Below are 10,530 nucleotides of genomic sequence, written 5' to 3' on the forward strand. Positions count from 1 at the left end.
AAGTCCAGGCAAGCGGTTAAAAAATCGCGCACTGCGCCGCAATCAAATGTTTACGAAGATAAAATGGACGAGCTGAATTCCAAGGATTCTTTAAATTCTAGCAAATTTAACTCTACTTGCCTTGCGCACGCCGAAAGCAAGAAATTTAGCGGAAAATCTAAAAAGTTTCTAAGCGATAAATCGGATGCACTTAATCATAATGCCTCTAAGCCGTGCGCTGCAAAGAGCGCGCAAAAAGGCGGCGCGAACAGGAATTTAACGGCAAGGGCTTTTTACGACACTGACTTAGTACAAAAGAATTTTTTCTGCGCTAAGCGTTCGGACGAGAAATCAGCTTTGTTTCGAGATATTGCCGCGTCAAAACGAGATATCGCGGTGCGCGAAAAACACCAAGAAGCGGATCTGCGGCGCGATAATGAGCTTATTGATGATGAAATTTTAAATGCTGAAGTTTTTAATAAAAAATTCTTTTGCGGCGAAATTTTTGGCTTTGATGCGAACGGGCGCGAGATTGCGCCAGAGGCGCTGCAGGATTATGATGCGGCTTCGCGAGCGCGAGCGATGCTAGCTCTATATAATTTTAACGTTAATGCGGATTATAGAATTCTGCCCGCAAATTTAAAGGGCGCTTCGCAGTTTCGAGCGGCATTTTTAAATTTTATCGCTTCCGAACTTAGGCGCGGTGCTCGCAAAATTTACCGCTTCAAGCCCGCCGTGAAATTCCGCGCGGCGGATAATGCGATAATCTTTGCCTATCTGCGCGACATGCCGCTGCCCGCATTTGCCGCCAAGCCCGCTTATAAGCTAGCTCGCGTGATCGTGAGCTTGCGTAGCGGCGTGCTGCTAAATGCCGGCGAGGCGTTTAGCGATTTTGTGTTTTCAAAGATCGCGCTGCGAAATACAGGCGCAGAGATTGAGCTTAAAAATGAACTCATCATCGTGCGAAAAAACGGATTTTCGCTCGGAGTGATAGCAAATTTCAGATCGATGCTCGTTTCAAATCCTACGCTTTATGATAATGATATAAAAAAAGCGCTAGAGCTTTGCCGCGGAGCAAACCTCGATGCCGTGTATCTTGTCTATCCAAAAAATGAAAATTTTAACCGCCACGTCGAGATAAAAAGCGAATGCTTTAAGGGAAATTTCATTATGAAATTAGTACCATACAAGCTCACCGACAAAATTTATTAAAAGGATCACAAATGGTTGGAATTATTTTTGGAAGCTCGATGGGCAATACCGAAGACGCTGCGAAGCTGATCTCGGAAAAGCTCGGCATCGAAAATGAGCTAAAAAACGTCGCGGATATCGCGCCTGCTGACCTGGACAAATACACCGCGCTCGTAATCGGAAGCTCTACGTGGAACGACGGCGAGCTGCAAGACGACTGGGCGGGCTTTGATTTTTCGGCTCTTAACGTAGCGGGCAAGACCGTCGCGATTTTTGGTATGGGCGATAGCTCAAGCTATAGCGACGCCTACTGCAACGCAATGCGCGAGCTATACGACAACTTCAAAAAAGCGGGTGCAAATATCGTAGGCGCAGTGCCTACCGACGGATATGAATTTGACGAGAGCAAGGCCGTAGTGGACGGCAAATTCGTAGGTCTCGCGCTAGACAATGACAATCAAAGCGATCTCACCGAGAGCCGCATCGAGGCGTGGGTAGCGCAGATCGCTCCATCTTTTAAATAGTCCTCCTTTAAATTTGCCGTGGAGCGTGCGCTTCGCGGCACTTTCATCTTTTTTAAAATCATTAAAGCTTAGACCTTTTTAAAATTTAGCTCTGCCGACTTCGGTTAAATTTAAACAGATTGGGCTTTGAAATTTTAAAATTTTAATCTGCACGAATGAAATTTATCTTTTAAATTTAGAGCTGCTGGATACTTTTGCGCTCATGTAAATACAGACCTGCTTGGAGGCGCACGTAGCGTGATTAGAAAAAATTTAGCTTCTGTGACGGCGGAAGGACGAAGCTGGGAGTTTGCGTCGCGGTTTATAAACCTCATCTGCGAACGCTCGAAAATAAAATTTGCAAATTTTATAAGCGGCGAAGCGAGGGGCGACGTCGCTAAAATTTCTCGCCGTACGCCATTGAAATTTCTTTCCGTACGCACGCGGTTAAAATTCTTTCCGCAGCTCCGCTGTGAAATTTCGCCGGGCGCCTGATACAGGAATTTTATCTATCCGCGCAGCGAGCGGCTGCCGTCTGCTAGCAAAATTTAGCATATTTTGCGCCGTGACCGCGAAAAATCGTAGGATCAGCAGTGGCCCGCCTCTGCACAATTTAGCATATTTTGCGTTGCGACCGCACGCGGCTGTCGCCCAAAATAAACCGCCGCCGCGACCGCGAGATCGCCCGCTGCTAGGAGCAAAAAGCCGCAAAACTATGCGGCGCGACAAGGCATAAATTTAAAATTTAGAGCGTAAATTTTAAGGCTTTAAAATTTACAGCCCGAGCTCTATCGCCAGATCCTTTACCGCTTTGAGATTTACCTTGCCGCTACCTAGCACCGGGATTTGCTCCACCTTTTTCACGACGCTTGGCTGCATTATCGGCGCCAGCGCAGAGTCCTTTAGGCGGCGCGAAATTTCATCCTCGCTCGCCTCGCCCACGTAAAGCAGAGCGATCTTTTCGCCCTTTTTCTCGTCTTTTAGGTTCACGCACGAATAGATCGCGCTTTCGCCTAAAATTTCGCCCACGGCGCTCTCTACCGCGCCCAGGCTGATCATCTCGCCGCCGATTTTAGCAAAGCGCGAAAGGCGGTCGGTGATAAATAAAAACCCGTCGTCGTCGATATAGCCGATGTCGCCGCTCTTGTAGTAGCGTACACCGTCCATTTGCGCGATCGCCTCAGCGGTTTTGGCCGGCTCATCGTAGTATTCCTTCATAACCTGATGTCCGCCGATTAAGATAAGCCCCTCTTGCCCGTTTGGCAGCGGCTGCAGCGAAGCTGGATCGGTGATCTTTATGACCGTGCCCGCAAGCGGCAAGCCGACGCTCTTTTCGCGGTTGAAGTAAAGCTCTTTGAAAAAATCGGGCTCGAGGACGTTCGGCGTATTTACGCTCACCACCGGCGCAGTCTCGGTCGTGCCGTAGCCCTCGTAAATTTCGATGCCGAATTTTATCTTAAATTCCTTGCGGACGTTTTCGTTTAGCTTCTCCGCGCCCGCAATCGCTAGGCGAATGCTTCCCAACATTAGAGGATTGAGCCTTTTATTTTTGGTGTAGAGCCTAAAAAACGTCGACGTGCCGAACATTATCGTAGCGCCGTATTTTGCGCTCATCTTGCCGACGCTAAAGGCGTCCGTAGGATCGGGCACGTGGATGCTTAAGATTCCGTCGTTTAGAGGAAAGAGCGTCGTTACGGTAAGCCCGAAGCAGTGAAAGATCGGTAGCGACGCTAAAATCGCATCGTGCTCGGTAGCGTTTATGAGCTCTGAAATTTGACGGACGTTCGCCATTATATTTTTATGCGTCAGAACCACGCCTTTGGGCTTTCCCTCGCTGCCGCTGCTAAATAAAATAGTCGCTACGTCATCTATCGCGTGCGGCTTAAAATACAGCGCGCGAAATAAAATTTTAGGCATTAGCAGCGATTTTAGCGCGCAGGCTATGCGCTCGTTTTTAGAGACACCCTCGCTTAGATCCTCAAGGTACACGAGCCGATCGCCGATCGAGCTTTCCAGCTCAAAGCCCTTTGATTTGAGCTTTTCTACGAATTTGCGCGAGCTGATGATCGTGCGGATGTTTGCTTTATCTGCGCAGTAGATTAAATTTTCCTCGCTTAGCGTGTAGTTTAAATTTACGCTCGTTTTGCCCATCGCAAAAAGCGTTAAATTTACGGCGCTTGCAATGACCGAGCTAGGCAAAATAATACCGACGTTCTCCTCGCTGTCTATGCGGCTCTTTAGCCTTTTGCGAAGTATCAAAACTGCGCTCATCATCGCTAAATTTGTGAAGCTCACTCCAGTGCTATCGACCGCTACGCGCTTAAAAGGCGATCTTTTGGCTTGATTTAGCCAGTTGTAGGCAAGCGGCTTTAGGCTTGCGAGGTATTTGCCCCAGCTGAAAAACGACAGCTCCGTTACTGCGCGCTTTACCTCGTGCGCCTTGGAATTTGCCTCAATCGGCGCGCCGAAGCTTACGCGAAGTGCGTTTTTGCCGCTTTGCGAGATCGTTCTTTTATAATGCTCGCTAGCGCGCGAAAACGTCGATCCCCAAAGCCCCCTGATATAAAAAGGCACGATTACGGAGTTCGTATCGTGCGCGGCTAGCTCAAATCCGCCTTGAAACTCGTCTATGCGACCGTTGTAGCTGATGTGGCCTTCCGGGAAGAGCCCGACTACTTCGCCTGCATTTAGCGCCTCGCGAATACTTTCGATCGCGCTTTTGCTCACGCCCGCTCCGATCGGAATGACGCGGAAAATTTTAAAAAACCATTTCAAATACCACAGATCATAGTAGCTGCGATGCATCACGAAGCGCACGCCGCGCGGGCACGCAAGCTGTACCACCGCCCAATCGATCCAGCTGATATGGTTACCCAAAAGCAGTACGCCGCCTTTTTGCGGGATGTTTTCGATACCGTCTACGTGGACTTGGTAGCCGAATTTCATAAACGGAATGAGTAAAATTCTAACGAAAAGCTGCGGCAGATATTTCGCGCCGAAGATCCCGCAGATGAGCACGCAAAGAGCAGCCATAACGAAAATTTCGCCGCTGGCGACCGCAAAATGCACCAAGATGATGGCGATGAGCAAAAACAGCACCATAAAGATATTTTGGATAAAATTTGATCCTGCGAGCACCCGTCCCATGCGCTCATCGGCGGTGAAAAACTGAATGACGGCGTTGAGCGGTACGATAAAAATTCCGCCGCTAAATCCGAAGAAAAACGACGCCGCACCGAGCCAAAAGACGGAGTGCGCGTTGGCTAACACCATTAGCGCGAGTGCAAGCCCGAATGCGCCGAACGGCACGATGCCGAGCTCGATATGTTTTTTACAGTAGCTGCCTGCAAAGATCGAGCCTAGCGCGATTCCGATCGCACTAAGCGCCAAGATTACCTGGATCACCATTACGTTGTCGCTGCCGCTAAGGCTCTTGTAGTGAGCCGGGAAGGTCGCGATCACGAGCTGCGAGACCGCCCAAAACATCGCAAGTCCCAGCGTGCAGAGTAGGACATTTTTGTCTTTTAGCACAAAATTTAAATTTTGCCTTAGATAGCGAAGCTTAAGATAGTCGTCTTTGTTAAATTCCGCCTGCGGCTGCGCGGCGTCGAAGAATGGAATTTTATATGAGTAGTATGTTTCAAGCACGGAGCCCGCGACCAAAAGCACGCCGATGAACCAAACCGAGCTCATCAGCTCGCCCGCGTCGCTGCTGCGAGCTGCAAACAGCTCGAAAATTACCGAAAAAACAAGAGATGAAAGCAGAATCGCGATGATGGTAAGAGCCTGCACGAGGCCGTTTGCCGCGCCTAAATTTTTCGCGCCGACGATCTTTTTAATCAGACCGTATTTGGCGGGCGAGTAGATCGCGCTTTGCGCCGCAAGCAGGATCGTCATAAAAAATGCGAAATAAAACCACCCGCACGCATAGCCGAGCGTAATGAGCGCGGTAAGCGCGACGCCGAGTTTCGCGCAGATCCGTGTAATGCGGGTACGCGAGAATTTGTCGTTGAGATAGCCGCTGGCGCTAAAAAGAAATACGTAAGGCAGTAAAATCAGCAAATTTACAAGCGAGGTAAGGGCGATGAGAGCGCCTGAATCGGCGCTTTTAACAAGGACGTTTTGAATCGTGATCTTATGGCCCAGATCGACGCTTGCGTTGATAAACATAATCGCCAAAAACGGCAAAAATCCGTTGATTTTTAATAAAGATTTCAAGCTATCTCCTTTAAAAACAGGATTTTATCTCACGGAAGTTAACGGACGCAAATTTAAGGCGGCTTCGCTACAATTACGCAAAAATTAAAGGAAAAATATGAAAGTACGTATCACCAATCGCGACGTCGATAATCTCAATAAATTTATGCTGCTTTACAGCAAAAAGGCGCGCAAGCAGCGCCTCATCAGCACCTACGCCATACCATTTGAGTTTTTGCTCGTTGGCATCATCATCGATGGGCTTTTAAAGACGGCCCCGATTGCAAGCATAGCGTCGGTTATTTTGGGTGCGGCGTGGCTTATTTTTTATCCGAAATTTTACCGCCGCATGCTAAGAAAGCATCTGGATGCTGCTAAGCTCGCGCAAGACTCAAAAATAGAGATGGAATTTATCGCGGGCGAGGATGAAATTTCATTTTCAAAGGGCGAGCCGCGCGCAAGCGAGAAATTTGCCGCGCGCTCGCTAAATCGCATCGCTGCGGGCGGGGAGAATTTTTTCTTGGCGTTTGATCGCGGCTTTCACATCGTGCTTCCCAAAAACGCCGAGACGGACGCCGCGGTGCAGCATCTCGCGGATCTGCGCGGGCTGCAGATCGAATCCGTGGATATGGATGTTGAAATTTAGAGCTTTGCTTTTAAATTTAAGGCTCGTAAAATTCTCGATATAAATTTAAAATTCTAGAATTTCGATATGTAAAATTCTGTCTCTAGAATTTAGGTGGTGGCGGCTTTTTCTCTTAAGGGGGAAGGGGCGCTACTTGCGCTGCTTCGCTGCGCTCGTTTTGTAAGAGCGCGCAGTTTGTATTCGCTACTTAATAAATTTAACACGGACGCAGTCCGCACCGCTAGCGTTGTCGGGGGATGGGTGGGGTTTTGGGGAGGGAAGGGGAGCGACCTCGCAATTTAAGCCCCCTTCCCGCCCCAAGATATACATGTCGCGGCTGAAATTTAAACGGAATTTCATTTTGTAATAAATTTGAAATTTCTCTATGTAGAATTTTGCCTCTAGAATTTAGGTCGTGATGGCATTTTCTCTTAAGAGGGAAGGGGCGCTACTTGCTCTGCTTCGCTGCGCTCGCAAGAAACGCCGCCAGGCTAAGCCTTGCGCCGCTACGCTCGTTTTGCGAGAGCGCTCTCCTTCCCCCTTAAAATCCCCCAACCCCTGGCACGCTCAAAGGGCGAGCTACGCTCGCGCTAATTTTAAACTGCGGTTAGCGGCAAAATTTTGACTAAAATTCTGCGTTCAACTCACCATTACGCCTCGTGTATCTCCTCTGCTAGGCGCTTTTTGTAGGTGCGCTTGAAATGAAACGCCCAAATTAGCGGAAAGATTATCTCCAACCCTTTCCAAAATACATATCCACCATACCAAAAAAAACATTTGCAAACCGCATAGCAAGCGACTACATAGCTTGTCCCAAAGACGGCACCCCAAGCTACTATTTCAGAGTCGGTCGTAACAATCCAGATCGCAACCAAATATATGAAAGCGCTTAATAACGCAGTCGGGAAAAACCAATTCAGAACGCCTAATTTCTGGTGATTTATATCCGCGCTAAGATAGCCCGCCACGCACGCGATGATGCATAGGGCGCATAAGATAGTGCGTAGCACGGCTAAATAGCGCAGCCCACGGGGTTGCATCGCGCCTTCGTAGTCGCTGTTTTCGCAGCTACTACTTTGGCTGTTTTTGCTGCCACGCCCCGCCACATAGACAAGATGTGCGCCCAGCGCTATGAAACACGCGCATGCTGCAAGGTCCCAAAATATGAAGTTACCGAAGATTGTCCCGCCCGAGCCATCATCGCCCGTAGGTCCTATTAAATAAGGCCACGAAATTTTCACTATGCAAAACGTCGCCGCAAGCAAAATCGGATGCAGCGCGAGCCTGCCGCTTCTTAAATCAGAGAGTAAATTTTTAAAATATCTCATGCTTTCCCCTTAAAATTCCGCGGAATTTTACTAGCTTTCCATTATTTTAAGGCGTGGTTTGGGTTCGAAATTTTAAAGCCACTTTGCTCGCTCATTGCTAGGGTCCGTTTCGTTGCCGATCGCTTCGTAGCGCGAGTAGTAAAACTCCACAAACTCCCGCACTTGCGTCTCGCGCGGCAGATACACGCCGTCGCTAAGCTCCGCGAAGCGCGATAAAAATTCCGCCGCGTCCTTTTTGTCGCAATAAAGCCGCGCCAGCTCCTCATAGTTTTGCAGGCACGCGGCCTTGAAGCTCTCATAGCCTGCGCGGTCAAATTTAACCGCCAGCCGCATGCCGTCAAATTTCAAAACGCCCGATGCAAAAAGCAAGCTCAGATGTATCAGAGCCTCGCAGTAGTAGGGCTTGAGCTCCTCCACCCGCTGCCACGCGATGAGGCCCACGGCGCGGCGGATCAGCTCATCCAGCACCGGCAGGCAAAACTCCGCCTCCTCGTGGAAAAAGAAGTTCACGAGCCCGCCGGTGGTCGCCTTGTACTCCTCGATGAGCTTAAAAAGCCCTGAGCGGTTCATGCGCGCCTCGGTGTCCGCGTCGATGAAAAATATATGCCCGAACTCGTGTCCGATCGTCGATATTTCGTAGACGCGGCGCCAAATTTGCGGCTTTTTAAATAAAATTTCGCGCCCGAAATTTAGATACTTAAGGTCGAAAATTTCGCTGCTTAGCCGCATAAAAGGTCTAGCCTTGGCGCTTTCATAGACGAAATTTACGAAGGCGAAAATTTTCTTGCCGCAGTTGGTGCTTACGAACTCGTCGTTGGGCACGACCTGCGCCGAAAAGAGCCCGTTAAGATCGGCGCCGTAGTAGATCAGCGGCGCGCAGACGTAAAGCTGGGTCTTGGCGATGTTTGAGAGCACGAGCGAGTGCATGACGGCATTGTTCGCGCCGATTTTTTCATACGCGCGCTCAAAACTCTCGCTTACGCGCGCTTTAAATTCCTCCGCGCTAAACTCATACGCGCCCGCAAGCCTGACGTCCCATTCCAGCGCGACTGCGTGCGTGTAGGCGTCCTCGTAGTACTCAAGCGGATGGCCGATCTGAAGCGGCGTTTTTATATCCATCCACGCGATCTCCGCATCCCGCCACGCGCCGATCACGGCGCTAGCGTCCCTTTCGCAAAAGGCCTGTTTGAGCTTACTTAGATACGCGATGTAGGCTAGCTCGCTCTCATCTCCCGCGAGCGTCACAAGGCGCTCCAAAAGATCGCTAAATTCGCTCTGCAGCTTTGCCGTCTCATCCGCAAATGCCACGGCGTAGGGCAGCATTTGGGATTTGCCCTCGCGCTGCACTATCGCGCCGTAGCAGCGCTCGCAGATCTCGCCGTGAGGCGTGCGCATAAACAGCTCCTCTTGCAGTAAAAATTCCTTCGCCTGCGCAAGCGAGCTAAATTCCTGCTGTAAGCGCTTGTTCGTGCCTTCGATAATTAGGGCTTGCCAGCTTTTTTGCATATCGCTTAGTACGAGCCCGATGCGGTGTACGCCCTTTAAAAGCTCCAGATAAAAGGGCTGTAAAATCCCATGCGCGCCCGCTTCGGCGATGAGCGCTGCGTGCATGCCTTCGTGTATTTCGCGCGTGAAGTCGTACATTTTGCTCTTTAGCTCGCGCTGGCGCGCCTCATCGTAGCCCAAGCGGCGAAATTCTTGCAGTAGCGGATCCTCTTTGAGATCCACGATGCGGCGCAGTACGGCGATGCGCGCAGTATCGCTAGGCTCAAAGCCGCAGATCTCCAGCCCGCGCGCGATCAGCTCGTCGTGCGGCTCGTCGTAGAGGGCATTTAGTCGCGCTTTAGCAGCGACCGCCATCTCGCTAAGTTTTGCAAAATCGTTCATCGCGTATCCTTTTTGCCGTTTTATCGTCTTTTTACGAGCGGAATGTGTCTGCTTCGAGAGCTAAATTTTATCCTCACGCCCGCTTAAAATTTTAAAATTTCGACATAGATTTTTGCCGATTGTATCGAAAAAGTGTTAAATTTGCGCGGTTAAAATGCGAGATTTTTAAATTTAAGGAGTAAAAATGAGCGATTTAGACTTAGACGATTTCGGCGAGCCGCGCATCAAGGTCGTAGCGCTGCCTAAGGATACGAATAGCTCGGGCAATATTTTCGGCGGCTGGATACTAGCGCAGATCGATTTAGCGGGCGCGACGGCGGCGCGCGAGATAGCGCCCGAGCGGGTCGTGACGATCTCGATGCAGGAAGTAACTTTCAAGCAGCCCGTATTTATCGGCGATGTCATCAGCTGCTACGCAAAAGTCCTAAGTGTGGGAAATACCTCTATCCGCGTGCAGATCGAGGTCGCGGCGCTGCGGCTTGGTGAGGATGGATTTCGCGAGTGCTTGCACGTAACCAGCGCGATCGCAACCTACGTAAGCGTGACCAAATCAGGCCAAAAAAAGCCTATCAGCGCAGAGATTAAGCGGCTGCATGGATTTTAAAATTTTTTAGACTTTAGTTTTAGCTCAAGGAATTTTAGCGTCAAGCTTATAACGCGAAAATTTTTATGTGGGATAAGCTTAGTGCGCAGAATTTACTGCATAAAATTTTATAATTTTAAGCGCGGAATTTTGCTGTACAGTATTTTAGCGGAAAACCTCGCAGACGGAATTTTAGAATTTTAGAATTTTAGAATTTTAGAATTTTAGAATTTTAGA

General features: G+C 49.5%; 7 protein-coding genes. 4 read left to right on the top strand and 3 right to left on the bottom strand.

The features are described 5' to 3' along the window. Positions 1 to 63 precede the first annotated feature (63 nt). Together Q0393_RS08930 and fldA are read left to right on the top strand one after the other, a co-directional pair. Positions 64 to 1,191 (top strand): hypothetical protein, encoded by a 1,128-nt coding sequence (locus tag Q0393_RS08930; protein WP_298979601.1) that lies wholly within the window; start codon positions 64 to 66, stop codon positions 1,189 to 1,191. A gap of 11 nt (positions 1,192 to 1,202) precedes the next feature. Then, on the top strand, positions 1,203 to 1,694 hold the full coding sequence (gene fldA / locus Q0393_RS08935) for a flavodoxin FldA (protein ID WP_298979603.1): 492 nt from the start codon (positions 1,203 to 1,205) through the stop codon (positions 1,692 to 1,694). Positions 1,695 to 2,447: 753 nt separating this feature from the next. On the opposite strand, the gene Q0393_RS08940 is transcribed toward fldA, so the two are convergent. Then, complete coding sequence (locus tag Q0393_RS08940) at positions 2,448 to 5,891, bottom strand: acyl-[ACP]--phospholipid O-acyltransferase (RefSeq protein WP_298979605.1); 3,444 nt, start codon at positions 5,889 to 5,891, stop codon at positions 2,448 to 2,450. A 97-nt stretch (positions 5,892 to 5,988) separates the two neighbouring features. Here Q0393_RS08940 and Q0393_RS08945 point away from each other — a divergent pair, with 97 nt between their 5' ends. Then, positions 5,989 to 6,516: a hypothetical protein gene (locus Q0393_RS08945; RefSeq protein WP_298979607.1), complete on the top strand. Its 528-nt coding sequence runs from the start codon at positions 5,989 to 5,991 to the stop codon at positions 6,514 to 6,516. Positions 6,517 to 7,145: 629 nt separating this feature from the next. Here the strand turns inward: Q0393_RS08945 and Q0393_RS08950 are convergent. Next, complete coding sequence (locus tag Q0393_RS08950; RefSeq protein WP_297895864.1) at positions 7,146 to 7,823, bottom strand: hypothetical protein; 678 nt, start codon at positions 7,821 to 7,823, stop codon at positions 7,146 to 7,148. A 72-nt stretch (positions 7,824 to 7,895) separates the two neighbouring features. Then, the gene (ciaB, locus tag Q0393_RS08955; protein WP_298979608.1) at positions 7,896 to 9,710 is read right to left on the bottom strand and encodes an invasion protein CiaB; all 1,815 of its coding nucleotides are present in this window, start codon (positions 9,708 to 9,710) and stop codon (positions 7,896 to 7,898) included. Positions 9,711 to 9,894: 184 nt separating this feature from the next. Between ciaB and Q0393_RS08960 the strand changes: the two genes are divergently transcribed. Continuing rightward, positions 9,895 to 10,314, top strand: coding sequence for an acyl-CoA thioesterase (locus Q0393_RS08960; protein ID WP_297880791.1), 420 nt, complete (start codon positions 9,895 to 9,897; stop codon positions 10,312 to 10,314). Positions 10,315 to 10,530 lie beyond the last annotated feature (216 nt).

Source organism: uncultured Campylobacter sp., assembly GCF_938015785.1.
Taxonomy (GTDB): domain Bacteria; phylum Campylobacterota; class Campylobacteria; order Campylobacterales; family Campylobacteraceae; genus Campylobacter_B.

Coding starts and splice junctions, on each gene's coding strand:
- Q0393_RS08930 (WP_298979601.1), top strand. CDS start 64: ATGGACGAGCTGAATTCCAAGGATTCTTTAAATTCTAGCAAATTTAAC.
- fldA (WP_298979603.1), top strand. CDS start 1,203: ATGGTTGGAATTATTTTTGGAAGCTCGATGGGCAATACCGAAGACGCT.
- Q0393_RS08945 (WP_298979607.1), top strand. CDS start 5,989: ATGAAAGTACGTATCACCAATCGCGACGTCGATAATCTCAATAAATTT.
- Q0393_RS08950 (WP_297895864.1), bottom strand. CDS start 7,823: ATGAGATATTTTAAAAATTTACTCTCTGATTTAAGAAGCGGCAGGCTC.
- ciaB (WP_298979608.1), bottom strand. CDS start 9,710: ATGAACGATTTTGCAAAACTTAGCGAGATGGCGGTCGCTGCTAAAGCG.
- Q0393_RS08960 (WP_297880791.1), top strand. CDS start 9,895: ATGAGCGATTTAGACTTAGACGATTTCGGCGAGCCGCGCATCAAGGTC.